Source organism: Streptomyces sp. NPDC051567 (assembly GCF_044454165.1).
GTDB lineage: Bacteria > Actinomycetota > Actinomycetes > Streptomycetales > Streptomycetaceae > Streptomyces.
Genome location: NZ_JBITDK010000002.1, coordinates 391,316 through 409,768, shown reverse-complemented (window position 1 = coordinate 409,768; position 18,453 = coordinate 391,316). Strand labels below are relative to the sequence as shown.

16 protein-coding genes and 1 pseudogene are annotated in these 18,453 nt (G+C 73.6%); 7 read left to right on the top strand and 10 right to left on the bottom strand.

The window, feature by feature from the left end; genetic code table 11:
• Positions 1-49: 49 nt before the first annotated feature.
• The 3 genes from ACIA5F_RS04060 to ACIA5F_RS04050 form a co-directional block, all read right to left on the bottom strand.
• Entirely contained in the window at positions 50-301 is a 252-nt protein-coding gene (locus ACIA5F_RS04060; RefSeq protein ID WP_399348828.1) for a hypothetical protein, read from the bottom strand.
• Complete coding sequence (locus ACIA5F_RS04055; protein ID WP_399348826.1) at positions 298-804, bottom strand: sigma factor-like helix-turn-helix DNA-binding protein; 507 nt, start codon at positions 802-804, stop codon at positions 298-300. Before ACIA5F_RS04055 ends, ACIA5F_RS04060 begins: the two co-directional genes overlap by 4 nt.
• A gap of 137 nt (positions 805-941) precedes the next feature.
• Positions 942-1,463: a MarR family winged helix-turn-helix transcriptional regulator gene (locus ACIA5F_RS04050; RefSeq protein WP_399348824.1), complete on the bottom strand. Its 522-nt coding sequence runs from the start codon at positions 1,461-1,463 to the stop codon at positions 942-944.
• Positions 1,464-1,802: 339 nt separating this feature from the next.
• On the opposite strand from ACIA5F_RS04050, the gene ilvA reads away from it, so the two are divergent.
• The 3 genes from ilvA to ACIA5F_RS04035 all read left to right on the top strand — a co-directional run bounded on the left by ilvA (position 1,803) and on the right by ACIA5F_RS04035 (position 5,274).
• Positions 1,803-3,035 (top strand): threonine ammonia-lyase, encoded by a 1,233-nt coding sequence (ilvA, locus tag ACIA5F_RS04045; protein ID WP_399348822.1) that lies wholly within the window; start codon positions 1,803-1,805, stop codon positions 3,033-3,035.
• 272 nt (positions 3,036-3,307) lie between these two features.
• Positions 3,308-4,420: an ATP-binding cassette domain-containing protein gene (locus tag ACIA5F_RS04040; RefSeq protein ID WP_399348820.1), complete on the top strand. Its 1,113-nt coding sequence runs from the start codon at positions 3,308-3,310 to the stop codon at positions 4,418-4,420.
• Complete coding sequence (locus tag ACIA5F_RS04035) at positions 4,417-5,274, top strand: ABC transporter permease (protein ID WP_399348819.1); 858 nt, start codon at positions 4,417-4,419, stop codon at positions 5,272-5,274. The genes ACIA5F_RS04040 and ACIA5F_RS04035 overlap by 4 nt, the downstream gene beginning before the upstream one ends.
• A gap of 154 nt (positions 5,275-5,428) precedes the next feature.
• Here ACIA5F_RS04035 and greA read toward each other — a convergent pair whose 3' ends face one another.
• On the bottom strand, positions 5,429-5,926 hold the full coding sequence (gene greA / locus ACIA5F_RS04030) for a transcription elongation factor GreA (RefSeq protein ID WP_399348817.1): 498 nt from the start codon (positions 5,924-5,926) through the stop codon (positions 5,429-5,431).
• 386 nt (positions 5,927-6,312) lie between these two features.
• Entirely contained in the window at positions 6,313-6,735 is a 423-nt protein-coding gene (locus tag ACIA5F_RS04025) for a DUF4307 domain-containing protein (RefSeq protein WP_399348815.1), read from the bottom strand.
• 119 nt (positions 6,736-6,854) lie between these two features.
• Between ACIA5F_RS04025 and mca the strand changes: the two genes are divergently transcribed.
• Entirely contained in the window at positions 6,855-7,736 is an 882-nt protein-coding gene (gene mca / locus ACIA5F_RS04020) for a mycothiol conjugate amidase Mca (protein WP_399348813.1), read from the top strand.
• A 2-nt stretch (positions 7,737-7,738) separates the two neighbouring features.
• Complete coding sequence (locus ACIA5F_RS04015; protein ID WP_399348811.1) at positions 7,739-7,981, top strand: hypothetical protein; 243 nt, start codon at positions 7,739-7,741, stop codon at positions 7,979-7,981.
• A gap of 111 nt (positions 7,982-8,092) precedes the next feature.
• Here ACIA5F_RS04015 and ACIA5F_RS04010 read toward each other — a convergent pair whose 3' ends face one another.
• The 4 genes and pseudogenes from ACIA5F_RS04010 to ACIA5F_RS03995 all read right to left on the bottom strand — a co-directional run bounded on the left by ACIA5F_RS04010 (position 8,093) and on the right by ACIA5F_RS03995 (position 14,023).
• Entirely contained in the window at positions 8,093-11,473 is a 3,381-nt protein-coding gene (locus ACIA5F_RS04010; protein ID WP_399348809.1) for a tetratricopeptide repeat protein, read from the bottom strand.
• 101 nt (positions 11,474-11,574) lie between these two features.
• Positions 11,575-12,072 (bottom strand): GNAT family N-acetyltransferase, encoded by a 498-nt coding sequence (locus tag ACIA5F_RS04005; protein ID WP_399348807.1) that lies wholly within the window; start codon positions 12,070-12,072, stop codon positions 11,575-11,577.
• A gap of 388 nt (positions 12,073-12,460) precedes the next feature.
• Positions 12,461-13,460, bottom strand: a pseudogene (locus tag ACIA5F_RS04000) (methyltransferase).
• Positions 13,457-14,023 carry a Uma2 family endonuclease gene (locus tag ACIA5F_RS03995; RefSeq protein WP_399348805.1) on the bottom strand — a complete coding sequence of 189 codons (567 nt, stop codon included), beginning with the start codon at positions 14,021-14,023 and terminating at the stop codon, positions 13,457-13,459. The pseudogene ACIA5F_RS04000 and the gene ACIA5F_RS03995 overlap by 4 nt, the downstream one beginning before the upstream one ends.
• A 185-nt stretch (positions 14,024-14,208) precedes the next feature.
• On the opposite strand from ACIA5F_RS03995, the gene ACIA5F_RS03990 reads away from it, so the two are divergent.
• Both ACIA5F_RS03990 and ACIA5F_RS03985 read left to right on the top strand, forming a co-directional pair.
• Positions 14,209-16,266, top strand: coding sequence for a thioredoxin domain-containing protein (locus tag ACIA5F_RS03990; protein ID WP_399348803.1), 2,058 nt, complete (start codon positions 14,209-14,211; stop codon positions 16,264-16,266).
• A 145-nt stretch (positions 16,267-16,411) separates the two neighbouring features.
• Positions 16,412-17,671: a GtrA family protein gene (locus ACIA5F_RS03985; RefSeq protein WP_399348801.1), complete on the top strand. Its 1,260-nt coding sequence runs from the start codon at positions 16,412-16,414 to the stop codon at positions 17,669-17,671.
• Positions 17,672-17,731: 60 nt separating this feature from the next.
• On the opposite strand, the gene ACIA5F_RS03980 is transcribed toward ACIA5F_RS03985, so the two are convergent.
• Positions 17,732-18,400 (bottom strand): hemolysin III family protein, encoded by a 669-nt coding sequence (locus ACIA5F_RS03980; protein ID WP_399348799.1) that lies wholly within the window; start codon positions 18,398-18,400, stop codon positions 17,732-17,734.
• Positions 18,401-18,453 lie beyond the last annotated feature (53 nt).

Sequence of the window (18,453 nt, the reverse complement as noted above, 5' to 3'; positions counted from 1 at the left end):
TTGTGTCCGGGGCCGGTTCAGCCGGTCCCGGGCGCGAGCGGCTCGCTGTCTACCAGCCCTCCAGCGGCGGGGAGATCCCGCCCGGCGGGGGCGTCCACGGCTGGGTCCGGGCGGCCCAGACCGCGAAGGCCGCGGCCGCCGCCAGGAGCAGCGCCCAGCCCAGCCGGCGCAGCGCCCGGCGGCGGCGCCGCATCCGGTCCCCGCGTACGGCCGCCGCCGCGGCCAGGCCCGCCGGCACCGCCGGGTACGGGCCTTCCAGCAGCCGCCCGACCTGGTGTTCCTTGTGGCTGGGGAGGCTCATGAGGCCCCCGGGAGCCGCCGCGAGGCACCTGACGGACCGGACGGGCCGGGCGCACCTGACGGGCCGTCCGTGGCGGGCGCCGCCGGGGCGGTGGGGCGCAGGACGGCCACGGCCCGGTGGTACCGGGTCCGTACGCGGTCGGGCGAGAGCCCGAGCCGGGCCGCCGTGACCTCCTCCGCGAGCCCCTCGTACGACCGCAGGACCAGGACCAGCCGTTCCGGCGGGCTCAGCGGGGCCAGGACGCCGACGCCGCCGTGGTGGCGGCGGCCGGTCCGGGCGAAGGCGGCGCACAGCTCCTGGCGGGTGGCGTCGTACGGGTCCTCGCCGCGCAGGCGCCGCCAGTCGGCGTACGTACGGGCCAGCGCGCCCGTCAGCAGTCGGCGCGCGGCGGCGTCCCCGGTCTCCGGCCCGGCCGTCAGCAGGGCCGCGACGCGCAGCAGCCGGCCCGCCGCGCTCGCGACGAAGGCTTCGAACTCCCGGTAGTGCCAGGGTGGTTGGTCCACGGCCCCATGGTGCGGCCCGCGGGGTCGCCCCGGTCAAGGGGCGGGAACGGGCCCGGTGCGCGCCCGTACGTCCTGCCGTGACGTTCCGTCCGCGCGCCGACGCGCCGTGATGCCGCGCCGGGCCGGGCCGTTGTGGGCTACGAGGCCGGGCCCGCCTCGGACACGGACGTCATCAGCTCCGACAGCGACAGGTTGAAGCGGGTCAGCAGCCCGGTGAAGGAGTCGCGTTCCTCCTCGCTCCAGCCCGCCGTCACCCGGGCCATCAGCTCGCGCCGCGAGGAGCGGACCTCCTCCAGCCGGGCCAGCCCGCGCGGCGAGAGCGCGAGGACCACGGCCCGGCCGTCCTCGGGGTGCGAGGTCCGCTTGACCAGGCCGCTGTCGACCAGCGGGGCGACCTGCCGGGTGACGGTGGAGGAGTCGATGCCCATCCCGCCGGCCAGCGCCTTGACGCCCATCGGGCCTTCCAGGTCGAGCCGGTTCAGCAGCAGGTACGCGGCGCGGTCCATCGAGTTGCGGGCCTGGCCGACCCCGCCCAGGCGGGTCTGTTCGGCACGGCGGGCGAAGACGGCCACCTGGTGCTGGAGCGCATCGAGGAGACCGGCTCCGGCGGGCGCTTCGGCCGCCAGGTGCAGGTCGGAACTGGCCGGGGTGGAGGGCATGGCCGTGGGCTCTCTTCGCTGGGGCCGACAGGGATTGGGGGACAGAGTACGCGGCCGTGGGGCAGCCCGTACGCCTCGTGCGAGAACTGGTCCCGACCCCGGCCGGGCGCCGTCCCACGGTGCTCCCCGATGGCCGGATTCCACCCCTCATCCCGGTGTAGCCGGGCGGCTGCCCCCTGTCATCACCGGCCCGGTGGCGGGCCTGCGGAGCCCCGCCGCCGGGCCCCTTCACCGGCTTCCTCCGGGCCCCGCCGGGCCTTCGCGGGGCCCCCGCGTGGGCCCCGTCGCGGGGGCCTCGCGTCCCGCGCCGGGCCCCGGGCCGGCTGCGAGACTGGCGCCATGAACTACCGCGTGCCCCAACCCCTTCCGCAGGTCATCCTCGACGACGTCCGGGGGGCCCAGAAGATGCTCTCCGGCGTCTCCCGGGTCACCGCGATGGAAGGGAGCCGGCACCTCTCCTCGCTCACCGGCTCCCCGGTCCACCTCAAGTGCGAGAACCTCCAGCGCACCGGCTCCTTCAAGCTGCGCGGGGCCTACGTCCGCATCGCGGGCCTGCGCCCCGAGCAGCGGGCCGCCGGGGTCGTGGCGGCCAGCGCGGGCAACCACGCGCAGGGCGTGGCGCTGGCCTCCTCCCTCCTCGGGGTCCGCTCGACGGTGTTCATGCCCGTCGGGGCGCCGCTGCCGAAGGTGGCCGCGACCCAGGAGTACGGCGCCGAGGTGCGGATGCACGGGCAGGTCGTCGACGAGACCCTCGCGGCGGCCCAGGAGTACGCGGAGCGCACCGGGGCGGTCTTCATCCACCCCTTCGACCACCGCGACATCATCGCGGGCCAGGGCACGGTGGGCCTGGAGATCCTGGAGCAGTGCCCGGAGGTGCGGACGATCCTCGTCGGCATCGGCGGCGGCGGTCTCGCGGCGGGCGTGGCGGTCGCGGTGAAGGCGCTGCGGCCGGACGTGCGGGTCGTCGGGGTCCAGGCGGCGGGCGCGGCGGCGTACCCGCCCTCGCTCCGGGCCGGGCACCCCGTCTCGATCGACCACCCGGACACGATGGCGGACGGGATCAAGGTCGGCCGCCCCGGCGACCTGCCCTTCAAAATCATTGGCGAACTCCTCGACGATGTCCGTACGGTTTCCGAGGACGCGCTCTCCAGCGCCCTGCTGCTCTGCCTGGAGCGGGCGAAGCTGGTGGTGGAGCCGGCCGGGTGCAGCCCGGTCGCCGCCCTGCTGAGCGAGCCGGAACTGTACGGCGGGGGGCCGGTGGTGGCCGTGTTGTCGGGCGGGAACATCGATCCGCTGCTGCTCCAGCGGATTCTGCGCCACGGCATGGCGGCGGCGGGCCGCTACCTGTCGCTGCGGCTGCGGGTGACCGACCTCCCGGGGGCGCTGGCCGGGCTCCTGGGCGTGCTGTCGGAGGTGGACGCGAACGTGCTGGACGTGAGTCACGTACGGACCGATCCGCGGCTCGGGCTCACCGAGGTCGAGGTGGAACTCCACCTGGAGACGAAGGGCCCGGAGCACTGCGCGCAGGTCGCGCGGTCGCTGCACGGCGCGGGGTACCGGGTCATGCGGTAGCGGGCCGTACAGGAGCGGGCCGTACAGGAGCGGGCCGTACAGGAGCGGGCCGTACGGGAGCCGGTCGCACGGCAACAGGCCGTGGGGCGGGGGGTCTTGGGCCGGTGGACCGTGCGGTGGCGGGTCGCGGGGCAGGGCGTCGAACGCGATATATAACGCGATAGTGTGCGTCCGGGCGGTGAGGGGCAGACTCTCCCGTCCGGCCGGGCAGAACTGCCCGGGTTCCATGGATTTGCACAGGAAACACCCGATTTAACACTGGGAGAATCCCTATGCCAGGCGCCATCTACGCCGAAGGCTTGGTCAAGACCTTCGGCGATGTCAGGGCTCTGGACGGCGTGGACCTCGACGTCCCCGAAGGAACCGTCCTGGGCCTGCTCGGCCCCAACGGTGCGGGCAAGACCACCACCGTCCGCGTCCTGACCACCCTCCTGCGACCCGACAGCGGCAAGGCGTCGGTCGCGGGGATCGACGTCCTCAAGCACCCGAACGAGGTCCGCCGCTCGATAGGCCTGTCCGGCCAGTTCGCCGCCGTGGACGAGTACCTGACCGGCCGCGAGAACCTCCGCATGGTCGCCCGGCTCTACCAGATGAACGGCAGGGCGGCCAAGGCGCGCGCCGCCGAGCTGCTCGAACGCTTCCACCTCGCCGACGCCGCCGACCGCCCCGCCAAGACGTACTCCGGCGGCATGCGCAGGCGCCTCGACCTCGCGGCGGCGCTCGTCGTGCGCCCGCCGGTGATGTTCATGGACGAGCCGACCACCGGCCTCGACCCGCGCAACCGCCAGCAGCTCTGGGACGTGATCCAGGAACTGGTGGCGGGCGGCACCACCCTGCTGCTCACCACCCAGTACCTGGAGGAGGCCGACCACCTCGCGCACCAGATCTGCGTGGTCGACCACGGCAAGGTCATCGCCCGCGGCACCTCCGACCAGCTCAAGGCCCGTACGGGCGGCGAGCGCGTGGAGGTCGTCGTCCGGGAACGGGGCCACATCACCACCGCGCGCGAGGTGCTCACCGGTTTCGGCCGGGGCGAGATCACGGTCGAGGAACACACCCGCAGGCTGACCGTGCCGGTGTCGGGCGGCGCCCGGCTGCTCGCCGAGATCATCCGCGAACTCGACGGCCGGGGCGTCGAGATCGACGACATCGGCCTGCGCCGCCCCACCCTCGACGACGTGTTCATCTCCCTCACCGGCCGCACGGCCGAACTCTCGGCGCGGGACACGGGCGACGGTACGGGCACGAGCGAGGGCGGCACGAGCGCGGGCGGCGCGGCCGAGAACGGCACGACCGTGGACAGCGCGGCGGACGGTACGACCACGGACGGTACGGCGGCGGGCAGGGCCAAGGGCCGTGCGGCACGGAAGGAAGTGGCGAAGTGACCATCCCCTCCCAGGCCCCGGGAACGACGGCCCCCCGGCCGCGCGGCGGCATCGCCCAGGGCGTCAGCGACTCCCTGGTGATCGCCCAGCGGAACCTGATCCGCATGTCCCGAATTCCCGAAATGATCATTTTCGGGATCATCCAGCCCGTCATGTTCGTCGTGCTCTTCAGCTACGTCTTCGGCGGCTCGATCAGCGTCGGCGGCAGCACCTCACCGGCCGCCTACCGCGAGTTCCTGATGGCCGGCATCTTCGCCCAGACCGTCACCTTCGCCACGGCCGGAGCGGGCGCGGGCATCGCCGACGACATGCACAAGGGCCTCATCGACCGCTTCCGCTCCCTGCCGATGGCGCGCGGCGCCGTCCTGACCGGCCGGACCCTGGCCGACCTGGTCCAGACGGCCCTGACCGTCGTCGTGCTGGCGGTCGTGGCCCTGCTCGTCGGCTGGCGCACCCACGAGAACCTCGGCAAGGTCCTCGCGGGCTTCGCCCTGCTGCTCCTGCTCGGGTACGCCTTCTCCTGGATCGGCGCCCTGATCGGCCTCTCGGTCCGCACCCCCGAGGCGGCCACCTCCGGCGGGCTGATCTGGCTCTTCCCGCTCACCTTCATCTCCAACGCCTTCGTCCCCTCCGACAACATGCCGACGTTCCTGCGGCACGTCGCGGAGTGGAACCCCTTCAGCGCGACCGTCCAGGCGGCCCGCGAACTCTTCGGGAACCTGCCGGAGGGCTACCCGGTGTCCGACGCCTGGCCGATGCAGAACCCGGTCCTGGCGTCCGTCCTCTGGTCGGTGCTGATCATCACGGTCTTCCGCACCCTGGCGGTCCGCAAGTACCGCTCCGCGACCGCGTAGCACCACCGGTACCGGTACCGGTACCGGTACCGCGCAGCACCCGCGAAACGCACGACGCCCGGCCGGAGGTCCCGGCCGGGCGTCGTGCGTGCAGAGGCGCAGAGGTGAAGAGATGAAGAAAGGGGTGTGGGCAAAGAAGGGAGGCGGGTGGGGATCAGCCGGTGAAGGGCCTGACGTCCAGGACCTTCACCTTCGCCTTCTTGCCGTTCGGCAGCTCGTACTCGGCGTCCTCGCCGATCGTCTTGCCGCTCACGCCGACGCCCAGCGGGGACTGCGGGGAGTACGTCTCGAAGGCCGAGGAGGCGTACTCGCGGGAGGCCAGCAGGAACTCCAGGGTGTCGTCCGGGTCGCCGTCGAACGCGATCGTCACGAGGGTTCCGGGCGCGACGACGCCGGCGGCGGCGGTCACCTCGCCCACCTTGGCGTTCTCCAGGAGCTGCGTCAGCTGACGGACGCGGAGCTCCTGCTTGCCCTGCTCCTCCTTGGCCGCGTGGTAACCGCCGTTCTCACGGAGGTCGCCCTCCTCGCGGGCCGCGGCGATCTTCGTGGCGATCTCCGTACGGGCGGGACCAGACAGGTACTCCAGCTCCGCCTTCAGCTGGTCGTACGCCTCCTGGGTCAGCCAGGTGACGTTGTCGCTCGTCTGGGTCACGGGTGCTCCTCGTCGGTACAGGGGACTACAAAGCCGCCAGCGGCGGACGAAACCACGAGCCTAACAATTCGGGAAGAAAAGGGGGAGGACCCCACGAGGGTCAGCGCGGCCGGACACCCGGGGCCCGCGGGCCGTCCGCACGGCCCGGCGATCCGGCCGGATGCGGCCGAAGGGCTGGTCAGACGGGTCGCGAGCGCTGCTCGCAGGCTACGGACGGGCTGTGGACGGGTTGCTCGGACGCGGTGGGCGAGGGCCTGCGCGGGCCGGTCCACGGCCTGCGGCCCACCCGGCCGGGGAGACTGGACCACCGCCGGGCCGGCCCGTCGTGCGCACGGCCCGCCGGGCGGGCCGCCCAGCCGTCAGCCGTCCCGCCGTCAGCCGTCCGGTCAGCCCGTCGACGCCGCGGCGGTCCGCGGCTGACAGCCGACCAGTTCGATCATCGTGGCGCGGCCGGTGGTCCTGAGGACGACCAGCTCGTCCACGCGCTCGGCGTCCTGGGGGAAGGTGAAGTCGGCGCGGCCGACCTCGCCGTGCTGCTCGTTCTGCGAGCTGAGGGTGCAGACCCCGGTGACCGCGGCCTCCTTGCGGACCTCCAGGTGGACCTTCACCTCGGAGTCCGAGACCACCTGGAACTTGATCACCTCGGCGCTGACGCTCTGACCGGCGATGTAGTCCCAGCCGATCCAGCCGACCAGGCCCAGCAGGGCGACGCCCAGCACCGAACCGACGACCTTGAGCTTGCGGTCCTGACGCTCGTCCGCCGACCGGCCGTAGCGGCCCTCGGGCAGATCCTCGCGCACCGTGCTCATCGATCGTTCCTTTCGAGAGGGCCGGACCGGACCTGGCCGGACCCACCCCCGGAATTTTCCGCGCCCCGATTCGGTCACTATAGAGCCGCCTACCCTGACGAATCACAGAGGATCTTGTCTTGACCGAGCAGCTTCGACTGATGGCCGTCCACGCCCACCCCGACGACGAGTCGAGCAAGGGCGCGGCCACCATGGCCAAGTACGTGTCCGAGGGCGTCCCGGTGCTGGTCGTGACCTGCACCGGCGGCGAGCGCGGCTCCGTCCTCAACCCCAAGCTCCAGGGCGACACGTACATCGAGGAGCACATCCACGAGGTCCGCGCCAAGGAGATGGACGAGGCGCGCGAGATCCTCGGCGTCGGACAGGAGTGGCTCGGCTACGTCGACTCCGGCCTCCCGGAGGGCGACCCGCTGCCCCCGCTCCCCGAGGGCTGCTTCGCCCTGGCGGACGTGGAGGAGGCGGCCGGGCGCCTGGTGAAGAAGATCCGCGCCTTCCGGCCGCAGGTCATCACCACGTACGACGAGAACGGCGGCTACCCGCACCCCGACCACATCATGACCCACAAGATCACGATGGTGGCCTTCGACAGCGCGGCCGACACCGAGAAGTTCCCGGAGGCCGAGTTCGGCCCGGCCTACCAGCCGCGGAAGCTCTACTACAACCAGGGCTTCAACAAGCCGCGCACCGTCGCCCTGCACGAGGCGCTGCTCGCCCGTGGCATGGAGTCCCCCTACGGGGAGTGGCTGGAGCGGTGGAAGGAGTTCGAGCGCAAGGAGCGGACCCTGACCACGCACGTGCCCTGCGCCGAGTTCTTCGAGATCCGTGACAAGGCGCTCCTCGCGCACGCCACGCAGATCGACCCCGACGGCGGCTGGTTCCGCGTCCCGATGGACCTCCAGAAGGAGGTCTGGCCGACCGAGGAGTACGAGCTGGCGAAGTCGTTCGTCGACACTTCCCTCCCCGAGTCCGACCTCTTCGCGGGCATCCGGGAGAATGCGTAGCTATGAGCGCTACGCAGGCAGCACTGAACGAGCTCCTCCCGCTGGCGGCGGACACCTTCGACAAGGACAAGGTGACCCCCGGAGTCCTGGGCTTCATCGTGTTCGCGGCCCTCGCCCTGGGCGTGTGGGGCCTGATGAAGTCGATGAGCCGCCACATGGACCGCGTGAACTTCAAGGAAGCCCCGGAGCGGACCCCGGCCGCCTCCCCGGCCCCGGCCCCGGACGCGCCCAAGGCCGCCCACTAGTGCTGTGACCGGAAAGGTTTGCCGGTAGGCCCGCGCCGTGCCGCTCCGCCGTCCGCCCGGGTCACCGGGCGGACGGCGGGCCGTGCGTGGTCCGGCCGGAGGGCGGCCGCCTCAGGTCGAGGGGGTTGTCAGGGGCACGCCCATGATTTCCTGGGCGTGCAGACCCGGCACCAGCCCCAGGCGCCACGCCTGCCACTCCCGCGCCTCGTCCACCCCCCGGCCGAGGATCACCTCGTACGCCTCCAGGCACTCCGTCAGCCTTTCGTCCCGCGCCGGATGCGGTGCGCGGGCCAGCCGGGACAGCTCCTCCCGCGCCTCCTGCGGGGCGCCCGCGACCCCCGGGGTGGCGTACGGCAGCATCGTGCACCGCAGGAAACGGGCCCAGTCCTCCCCGCGCCGGTCCCCGTACGAGATGAACAGCCGGACCGCCTCCTCGCACAGGATCAGCGCCTGCGCCACCCGGCCGTTGCCCGCGTCCACCACCGCCAGCTCCAGGCAGGTCCACGCCTCGCCGTGCGCCAGCCCGATCCGCCGGAAGTCCGCCCGCGCGTCCACCAGCAGCTGACGGGCGAAGCCGGAGTTGCGCAGGCTCCCCGTCCGCGCCGCCCCCTGGTCCCGGCTGACCCGGCCCGAGTGGTGGCGGGCGTGGGCCAGCCCGTACACGTCCCGCATCCGCGAGAACATCGTCCGGGCCCGCTCCAGCTCCCGCAGCGCCCGGTCCCGGTCGCCCTCCTCCTCCAGCGCCTGGCCCAGGTAGTACAGCGTCCACGCCTCACCGCGCGCGTCCTCCGCCTGCCGGTGCCGGGCCAGGGCCTCCCGCAGCCGCTCCACCGCCCCGGCGGCGTCCCCCGCCACCACCCGGGCCCGGCCGAGCTGGGTCAGCGCCCACGCCTCGCCCCGGTCGTCGCGCGTGCGCCCGTACAGCTCCAGCGCCTCCCGCAGCGCCGCCTCGGCCGGCTCCACCTGGCCCAGGCGCAGCCGGACCTGGCCGAGCTGGAAGTGGGCCCACGCCTCCCCGTGCACCGACTCGCTCTCCCGGTGCAGCGCCAGCGAGAGGTCCAGCAGCCGCAGCGCCTCCGCCAGATGCGCCAGGTCCCGTTCGACCGCCGCCAGCGCGTGCAGCGCCCACGCCCGGTCGCCCGCCAGCTCCGGCGCCTCCTGGAGCGCCAGCGCCTCACGGATGCGGGCCGCCGCCTCCGGAAGGCTGCCCTGGTGGTGCAGGGTGATGCCGAGCGAGACCAGCGCCATCGCCGTCCCCGACTCCTGCCGGGCCTCCTTGTACTGGTCCACCACCGAGGTCAGCGTGGTCCGGGCCCGGTCCAGTTCACCGATCTGGCGGGCCGCGATCCCGGTCCGCCACCGCACCGACCGCACCAGCCGCCCCTGGTCCACCGCCCGCGCCAGCTCGTCGATCTCGCCGAGCCGGTACAGGTCCCCGCGCAGCAGGCAGAAGTCGCAGAGCGCGCCCAGCAGGTCCAGCACCGCCTGCCGGTCCACGCCCTCCGTCTGCCGCAGCGCCGCCGTGATGAAGCTCGACTCGTCGTCCAGCCAGCGCAGCGCCGCCTCCAGCGAGGCGAAGCCGTGCCCGCCGAACCGGTGGGCCCGCGTCGACGTCTTCCCGTCGACCATCCGGATCACCGAGTCCGCGAGCCGCGCGTACGTCCGGATCAGCCGCTCGTGCGCGGCCGAGGCCGCCGCCGGGTCCTCGTCCGCCACCAGCCGCGCCGCCGCGTACGCGCGCACCGCGTCGTGCATGCGGAACCGCTCCCCGCGCACGTGGTCCAGCAGCCCGGCCCCGGCCAGCTCGCGCAGCAGCAGCCCGGCCCCGGCCTCGTCCGTGTCGATCAGCGCCGCCGCCGCGGCGGCCCCGAGCGAGGCCCGCCCGGCCAGCGTCAGCCGCCGCAAGAGCCGCCGCCGTTCCTCGGGCAGGTGCCCGTAGGCCAGGTCCAGGGCGGGGTCCAGGGGAGGGGGGAGGGGGTGGCCGGTGGGGGCCGGGGTCTCCGTTCCCGGGGTCCCGGCCGCCGCCGCCGCGCCGAGCGGTGCCAGCACGCGCAGGGCCAGCGGCAGCCCGGCCCCGAGGCGGAGCAGCCGCGGCAGGGCCGTTCCGTCGTACGGGGCCACCTCCGCCGGGGTCGCGGTCGCCGGTCCGGGTCCGGGTCCGGCGGAGTCCAGGGGTTCCGAAGCCAGGAACTCCGAGGTCAGGAGTTCGGCGGCGGCCGTGTCCGGCAGCCGCCCCACCGGCAGCTGGTGCACCCGGGCGGCGAGCTCCGCGGGCAGCTCCAGGGGCTCCCGCGCCGTCACCAGCACCAGGCTCTCGGAACGCTCCGGGAGCAGCGCCCGTACCTGCTCCGCGTCCACCGCGTCGTCCAGCACCACCGTCACCGGCAGCCCCTGGAGGTGCTGGTGGTACAGCTCGCCGAGCCTGCGGACCTGCTGCTCCGCCGTGGCCCCCTCGCGGAACAGCAACTGCTCGCGCGGGGCGCCCAGCCGGTTCAGCAGGTGCAGCAACGCCTCCCGGGTCGACAGCGGCGCCTCCCCGGCCACCGGCGCCTCCGGGGACACAAGGGCCCCCTGGGTCTGCGGGGCCGCCTGGGTCGCCCGGGTTTCCGGGGCGGGCGCGCCGCCGCCCCGCAGGTCGACCACGCACGCGCCCCGGAACTGGTCCCGCAGCGTGTGGGCCGCCCGGAGCGCCAGGGCCGTGCGGCCCACCCCGGGCTCGCCGTGCAGGACCACGACCACCGGCCGGGTCCCGGTTCCGGCCCGCGCCTCCCGTACCCACCGGGCGATCCGCTCCAGCTCCTCCCGCCGCCCCACGAACCGCTCTCCCGGGTCGGGGAGCTGGCCGAACGACTGCTCCAGCGCCGTGCGCAGCCGGGCCTGCGCGCTGCGGTCCGTCCCGCGCAGCTGCGGGGCGCCGCGTTCCGGCCGGGCGGGACGCGGCACCCGGGCCGCCGTCGCCACCGCGCGCTGCTGCTCCAGGAACGGCCGGATTCCGCGCACCTCCAGCGCCGACAGCCACTGCAACCGCAACTGTTCCGCCCCGCCGGGCCGGCTCAGGGCCCCGGCCCGACGGCTCGCGGCGGGCAGGTGCGTGGCCGTCACCTTCGCGACCGTCGCCGCCGCCCCCGCGACGCCCACGACCGCCCCGGCCGTCAGCGAGGTGCCCGCCGCGACCCCGAGCGCCAGGTCCGCCCCGACCGCGGCCGCCGCGGCGACGGCCGTCACCAGGAAGGCGGCCGACGCGTTGCCCCGCCGGAACGCGTCGCCCAGCGACCGGTCCCCGGCCGCGGCCTCGTCCAGGGCCCGTACGTACGCCTCGTACTCGGTGGCCGCGCTCGCCGCGAGCGCGTCCAGCGACTCCCGGCCGCGCGCCAGCAGGGCCGCCCCGGCGACCTGCGCCCCCGGCGCCCCCGTCCCGGCCCCCCGCCGGATCTCCTCGTCCACGGCCCGCTTCAGTACCCGCTCGGCCTCGCCGCGATGGTTCTCCCGCATCGGCATCCCCTTCAGAGAGTCCCGGACGGGTCGATTCCCCCGCGCTGTGCGCGGGGAACGCGAACCGGGGTAAATCTGAGCGAGTTCAGAGGTTCGGAGGTTCAGCGCCGGGGCGGGACGAGATCCAGTGCGTAACGGACGCAGAGGTGGCCGTCGTCCACGAAGGTCTCGCCGGTGGGGAGGAAGCCCGTACGGGTCAGGACCGCGTGGGAGCCCGCGTTGTCCCGCGTCGTGACGGCGCGCAGGGTGCGCAGGCCGTACGCGGAGACGGCGAGGTCCAGCACCTGGCGTACGGCGGCGGTGGCCACCCCGCGGCCCGTGGCCTTCTCGGCGACGCGGTAGCCCAGCTCGGCGGCGCCGTCGGCGACGTCCACCAGATTGACCCGCCCGAGCACCTCGCCGTCGGCGCCCACCAGCACGTGGAAGTAGTCCTGCCCGGCCGCCTGCCCGGCGAGGATGCCGGCGTGGCGCGCGTCGAACTCCGCGAAGTACCCGTCCCCCCGGTCCGGCACGCAGGCGGCGAAGTAACCCCGGTTCTCCCGCTCGAAGGCGAGCAGGGCCGGCCCGTGCTCATGGCGCAGCAACTCGATCCCCAACATCCCAAGAGCGTACGCACCCCCCTCCCCGACACCCCGCCCTGCCCGTGTCCGGCCGCCCGGGAGCCCGTTGAGGGGAGGGAGACGGGCTCAGGAGAAGCAGGAAGACGCGGGAAGAAGAAGGAGGAAGACCATGAGCGACTACACCCGCTGGCAGGACATCCGCGCTGAGCACGTCGCCCGTGCCGGTGGCGAGGAGGCTGTGCGGACGGGGAAGGAACAACTCCTCACCGAGGCGACCGGTGCACGGCCCGGCGGAGCCGAGGCGAGCGCGGGGGACGACACAGCAGGAGGTGGCCGACCGCACGGCCGCGGCCGAAGTTGGCGTCCGCAGGGCATGCGCAGCCCGGCCAGAGCACGGAGTCCGGGTGCTGCGCGATCGTTCCGGCGGTCAGGCGAGGCGGTGCTGCCAGCGCAGCGCAGGCTTGTCGCCGATCCAGTGCGACGACGTACGGGTGACGATCTGCCGGCCGCCCACCCAGTAGGTGTGGGCCTTGTCGGTGATGTGGAGCCGTACGGCGGTGATGTCCGGGCTCCCCGCGTCCCGCCACACGGTGAGCGCCTGTTCGATGTCGTCCCACAGGGCCACGGGCCCGCCCTGGCGTACGGTCCAGTCGTCGCCGTCAGTGGTGAACTCGGCGAAGGACTCGCGATCCGGGTCGAAGACGTACAGGAGTCGGCCGCCGTCACTCGTCGCGGCGCGGACGAACTGCGCGCCGGGTGCGGCGAGCTGGGCCAGGAAGGCCGGCATCCATTCCTCCAGCACGAGGGGCGCCATCTTCGTCCCGCGCTCGCTGTCGGCATAGGCGGTACGGGCCGAGAGATCACCGGACACCGGCACAGCGGCCTGGGATCGTGCCTGCATGAAGGACGAGCGGCCGATGATCCGGCCCTCGGCGGTGCCGTCCTGCCCCACGGAGTCCGTCACCGGTCACGGTCCATGTCGAGAAGCCGGCCGTCTCCAGCGCGATGTCCGCTCGGGCCGCCACCTCCGGGTCCACCTCGACCGTTGTCACGTTGTCCTCGCCGAGGCGGTGACACAGCAGGGCGGAGGAGTACCCGGTGCCCGTGCCGATCTCCAGCACGTGATGCCCGTCCGCCACCTCCAAGTGCTCGATCATGGCGACCACGGTGACCGGAGTGGTGGACGACGAGGTGGGCACGCCCGTCACGGGACCACCGGTCCGGTCGGCGGTCAGGTGTCCGTCGAGCTGGGTGGTCAGGGACTCGTGGCTGTAGGCGATCTCCACCCACTCCGCCGGGTCGGCTCCCGCCGCAGTGAGCGGCGGTCGTGCTGCTTCCGCTCGCCCGCTGGTTTTGCGCGCTTGCGCCATGGTCGCTGCCGTCTCCCAGTTCGGCGTCATGAGGAAATGATCTTCCGGCGCTGTCAGACGGCTCCCAGGTCGACAGTGACGGAGAAGGGTGCGGCAGCCTTGATCGCGCCGGTGAACATCTCGCCGTCCCTGTATGCCTTGGTGGCGGGGTCGAGAACGTAGGTGTAGATGATCGGGACACCGGTGGCAGCCTGTTCGACCCGCCAGTAGAAGGGGATGCCGGCCTTGGCGTACTGGTCCACCTTCACGATCCGGTCAGTGGTCTCCGAGCCGGGCGACACGACCTCGACGACCAGGAGGAGGTGTTCGGGGCGGGTGGGCGTGAGGTCGATGGTCTCCGCCCGGTAGACGACGACGTCCGGACGGCGGTTGGTGAGCGGCACGTCCTGCAGGCGGACATCGAAGTCCGTATCGGCGTTCCAGTCCGGGCCTGCGGCGGCGTCCAGGGCATTGGCCAGGATTCGGGCCGGCCGGTTGTGCCGCTTGGACGCGCTCGGGCTCACGACGACCATCCCGTCCACGATCTCGATGCCGGCACACTGCTCCTCTGACCAGGAGTCGTACTGTTCCGCGCTGATCTGCGCATGCATCCACGCGGGCGCCACCATCTCGGCGGTCATCGTGTGCCTCCTCCGAGGAGCCTCGACAGTTCCTGCGCTGCTGCGCTCAGCCTACTGTCCTGTGATGCCGGGGTGCTCGATCAGGAAGAGCGCGATGGCGCCCCTCTCCGTTGCAGTTCGGCCGAGCGAGGCGGAGCCCGTGCGGTCTCCACGACAGGGTTGGGCATTGTGAGAGGCTGAGCCGCATGAACCGGTTGGCTGGTGTGACCTCGCCGTATCTGCTGCAGCATGCCGACAATCCCGTCGACTGGTGGCCCTGGTCCCCGGAGGCCTTCGAGGAGGCGCGGCGGCGCGACGTGCCCGTGTTCCTGAGCGTCGGGTACAGCGCCTGCCACTGGTGCCACGTCATGGCGCACGAGTCCTTCGAGGACGAGCGGGCCGCCGCCTACCTGAACGAGCACTTCGTCAGCGTCAAGGTGGACCGCGAGGAGCGTCCCGACGTGGACGCCGTCTACATGGAGGCCGTACAGGCCGCCACCGGGCAGGGCGGCTGGCCCATGACCGTGTTCCTCACCCCGGATGCCGAGCCCTTCTACTTCGGCACCTACTTCCCGCCCGAGCCCCGCCACGGGACGGCCTCCTTCACCCAGGTGCTCGAAGGGGTGCACACCGCCTGGACGGGGCGGCGCGACGAGGTCGGGGAGATGGCGCGGAAGATCACCCGGGACCTGGCCGGGCGCCGGCCGGACTACGGCAGGACCGCGCGCCCCGGGCCCGGCGAGCTGGCGCAGGCGCTGCTCGGACTGACCCGGGAGTACGACGCCGCGCACGGCGGCTTCGGTGGGGCGCCGAAGTTCCCGCCGTCGATGGTGCTGGAGTTCCTGCTGCGCCACCACGCGCGGACCGGGTCCGAGGGCGCCCTCCAGATGGCCGTGGACACCTGCGAGGCGATGGCGCGCGGCGGGATCTACGACCAGCTGGGCGGCGGCTTCGCCCGGTACTCCGTGGACCGGGAGTGGACCGTCCCCCACTTCGAGAAGATGCTCTACGACAACGCGCTGCTGTGCCGGGTGTACGCGCACGTGTGGCGGGCCACGGGCTCGGACCTCGCGCGGCGGGTCGCCCTGGAGACCGCCGACTTCATGGTCCGGGAGCTGCGTACGGAGCACGGTGGTTTCGCCTCCGCCCTCGACGCCGACAGCGACGACGGCTCCGGGCACCAGGTGGAGGGCGCGTACTACGCCTGGACCCCCGGCCGGCTCCGCGAGGTGCTGGGGGAGGCGGACGGGGCGCTCGCCGCCGCGTACTTCGGGGTGACCGAGGAGGGGACTTTCGAACACGGCGCCTCCGTCCTCCAACTGCCCCAGGACGGGCCCGCCGTGGAGGCCGGCCGGGTCGCGGACATCACGGCGCGGCTGCTGGCGGCGCGCTCGCTGCGCCCCGCGCCCGGCCGGGACGACAAGGTGGTGGCCGCCTGGAACGGGCTGGCCGTCGCCGCCCTCGCCGAGTGCGGGGCGTACTTCGACCGGCCCGACCTGGTGGAGCGGGCCACCGAGGCCGCGGACCTCCTCGTACGGGTCCACTTCGACGTGGCCGCCGGGCGGGCGCGGCTCGCCCGGACCAGCAAGGACGGCCGGGTCGGCGCCAACGCGGGGGTGCTGGAGGACTACGGCGACGTGGCGGAGGGGTTCCTCGCGCTGGCCGCCGTCACCGGGGAGGGGGTCTGGCTGGAGTTCGCCGGGTTCCTCCTCGACCTGGTCCTGGACCTGTTCACCGCCGAGGACGGGTCGCTGTACGACACCGCGCACGACGCCGAGAAGCTGATCAGGCGACCGCAGGACCCCACCGACACCGCCGCGCCCTCCGGCTGGACGGCCGCCGCCGGGGCCCTGCTCTCGTACGCCGCGCACACCGGCTCGGAGGCGCACCGCACGGCGGCCGAGCGGGCGCTCGGGGTGGTGCACGCGCTCGGTCCGCGCGTCCCGCGCTTCATCGGGCACGGGCTGGCGGTCGCGGAGGCGCTGCTCGACGGGCCGCGCGAGGTCGCGGTGGTCGGCCGTCCGCAGGACGAGGCGCGGGCGGTGCTGCACCGGACGGCGCTGCTGGGGACGGCTCCCGGCGCGGTGGTGGCGGTCGGACTCCCGCGCGCGGCGGACGGCAGCGGCGGCGAGTTCCCCCTCCTGGAGGGGCGCACGCTCGTCCACGACCTCCCCACGGCGTACGTCTGCCGCCACTTCGTCTGCGCGCGCCCCACGACGGACCCGGCCGCGCTGGCCGAACAGCTGGGCACGATCCATCCCTGAGCACATCCCCTTGAGTCCCCCCCCCTGAGTCCACCCCCGGGCCCGTCCGGAACGCCACCGGCACGGGCCCCGGCCCCGCCGCGGTGCGGGCCGGTGCGGGACCCAGGCCCAGGCCCAGACCCAGACCGGGAGCTGCGCAGCCACCATGAGCGACGACCTGTCGTCCCCCCGCGCCCTGGGCGATCCCCTGGGCGGTCCGGACCCGGCCGGGGGCGCGGCCCCCGGCAGCGTCACCCTCGTCATCCCGACCCGGGACGAGGCCGGGACCGTCGGCGAGCTGCTGCGCCGCATCGGCGAGGCGCTGCCCGTACTGCCGCCCTGCCGGGTGCTCTTCGTGGACGACTCCACCGACTCCACCCCGGAGGCGATCGCCAAGGCCGCCCCCGCCTGCCCCTTCCCGGTGACGGTCCTGCGCCGGGAGACGGCAGGGGGCGGCTCGGGCGGGGGCGGCTCGGGCGGGGCCGTCGCCGAGGGGATGGCGCGGGCGGTCACCGACTGGATCGTCGTCATGGACGACGCCTCCCGCCGCCACCTGCTCCACCTGGTGCCCGGCCTCGTCGGCACGGGCGAACGTACGGGCGCCGCCCTCGTCGTCGCCTCCCGCCACCCCGGCCCCGGCAGCAGCGGCGGCGGCCGGAGCGGTGGTGTTCCGCGGGGTGCGACCCGGCTCGTCAAAGCGCTCTTCCCGCGCGCCCTGCGCGGCATCGGCGACCCGATGAGCGGGTTCTTCGCCGTACGCCGCTCCGCCGTGGCCGGACGGACGCTGCGCCCGGTCACGGACCGGGTCCTGCTGGAGGTGGCGGTGCGCTGCCGGCCCGCCCCCGTCGCCGAGGTGCCCGTCGGCTGGGTGCCTGTCCCCGAGGCACCCGCTGCCCCAGACCGGAACCGGGACAGTCACCGGAACCGGGACCGGAACAGCCACCGGGGCCGGGGCCGCTACCCCGGTGGGTCAGGGGCTGCCCTCCGCGAAGGGCTGCGCTTCCTGACCCACCTCGCCGCGCTGCGCTCGGCCACCCCGCTGGCCCGGATGATCGGCTTCGGGCTGATCGGGCTCACCGGCTTCGTCCCGAACCTGGCCGCGCTCTGGCTGCTCACCCACGCCGGGATGCACTACCTCCCGGCCGGGGTGGTCGCCAACCAGGCCGGGGTCCTCTGGAACTTCCTGCTGATCGAGACGCTGCTCTTCCGCGACCGCCGCAGGCACCGGCACTGGGCGGACCGGGTGGGCCGTTTCGCACTGCTCGCCAATGCCGACCTGCTGCTGCGCATCCCGCTGATCGCCCTGCTCGTGACCACGTTCGGGATGGCGGTGCTGCCCGCCACCGCCCTCGCGCTGGTCACCACCTTCGTCCTGCGGTTCGCGGCCACCGAAGCCCTCGTCTACCTGCCGCGCCGCACCCGCTGAAACCCGTAGCCCACAGGGCCGCCGGACCGTACCCGTACCCGTACCCGTGTCCGTGTCCGCTCAGTGCGCGTAGGCGGCCAGCGAGATGCCCACGTAGTGGGCGACGAACGCGGCCAGGGTCAGTGAGTGGAAGACCTCGTGGAAACCGAAGAAGCGCGGGGAGGGGTTGGGGCGTTTGATGCCGTAGACGACCCCGCCCACGCTGTAGAGCAGGCCGCCGACGATCACCAGGACCAGGACGGCGATCCCGCCGGTCCGCAGGAAGTCGGGCAGGAAGAAGACGGCGGCCCAGCCCATCGCGATGTAGCACGGGGTGTAGAGCCAGCGCGGGGCGCCGACCCAGAAGACGCGGAAGGCTATGCCCGCCGCCGCCGCGATCCACACCGCCCACAGCAGTGTCCGCCCGGTCGAGGGCGGGAGCAGCAGGACCGTCAGCGGTGTGTACGTCCCCGCGATGATCAGGAAGATGTTGGCGTGGTCGAGCCGCCGCAGGATCGCCTCGCCGCGCGGGCCCCAGTTCCCCCGGTGGTAGATCGCGCTCACCCCGAAGAGCAGGCAGGCCGTGAGGATGTAGATCCCGCAGGCCACCCGTGCGCGCGTCGAGTCGGTGAACGTCATCAACGCCAGGCCCGCGACCAGCACGGCAGGGAACATGCCGGCGTGCAGCCAGCCGCGCATCAGCGGCTTGCCGATCGCCGGGGCTGCGGCTTCGGAAGTCATGGCGGACATGCTACCTACGGTTGCGTAGGTTTCCGTTAGTCCTCTTTACGGAAGATTGACAC

Excerpts from the sequence above, each read along its gene's own strand:
- ACIA5F_RS04060 (WP_399348828.1), bottom strand. The coding sequence starts at position 301 with ATGAGCCTCCCCAGCCACAAGGAACACCAGGTCGGGCGGCTGCTGGAA.
- ACIA5F_RS04050 (WP_399348824.1), bottom strand. The coding sequence starts at position 1,463 with ATGCCCTCCACCCCGGCCAGTTCCGACCTGCACCTGGCGGCCGAAGCG.
- ilvA (WP_399348822.1), top strand. The coding sequence starts at position 1,803 with ATGAACTACCGCGTGCCCCAACCCCTTCCGCAGGTCATCCTCGACGAC.
- ACIA5F_RS04040 (WP_399348820.1), top strand. The coding sequence starts at position 3,308 with ATGCCAGGCGCCATCTACGCCGAAGGCTTGGTCAAGACCTTCGGCGAT.
- ACIA5F_RS04025 (WP_399348815.1), bottom strand. The coding sequence starts at position 6,735 with ATGAGCACGGTGCGCGAGGATCTGCCCGAGGGCCGCTACGGCCGGTCG.
- ACIA5F_RS04015 (WP_399348811.1), top strand. The coding sequence starts at position 7,739 with ATGAGCGCTACGCAGGCAGCACTGAACGAGCTCCTCCCGCTGGCGGCG.
- ACIA5F_RS04010 (WP_399348809.1), bottom strand. The coding sequence starts at position 11,473 with ATGCGGGAGAACCATCGCGGCGAGGCCGAGCGGGTACTGAAGCGGGCC.
- ACIA5F_RS04005 (WP_399348807.1), bottom strand. The coding sequence starts at position 12,072 with ATGTTGGGGATCGAGTTGCTGCGCCATGAGCACGGGCCGGCCCTGCTC.
- ACIA5F_RS03995 (WP_399348805.1), bottom strand. The coding sequence starts at position 14,023 with ATGACCGCCGAGATGGTGGCGCCCGCGTGGATGCATGCGCAGATCAGC.
- ACIA5F_RS03990 (WP_399348803.1), top strand. The coding sequence starts at position 14,209 with ATGAACCGGTTGGCTGGTGTGACCTCGCCGTATCTGCTGCAGCATGCC.
- ACIA5F_RS03985 (WP_399348801.1), top strand. The coding sequence starts at position 16,412 with ATGAGCGACGACCTGTCGTCCCCCCGCGCCCTGGGCGATCCCCTGGGC.
- ACIA5F_RS03980 (WP_399348799.1), bottom strand. The coding sequence starts at position 18,400 with ATGTCCGCCATGACTTCCGAAGCCGCAGCCCCGGCGATCGGCAAGCCG.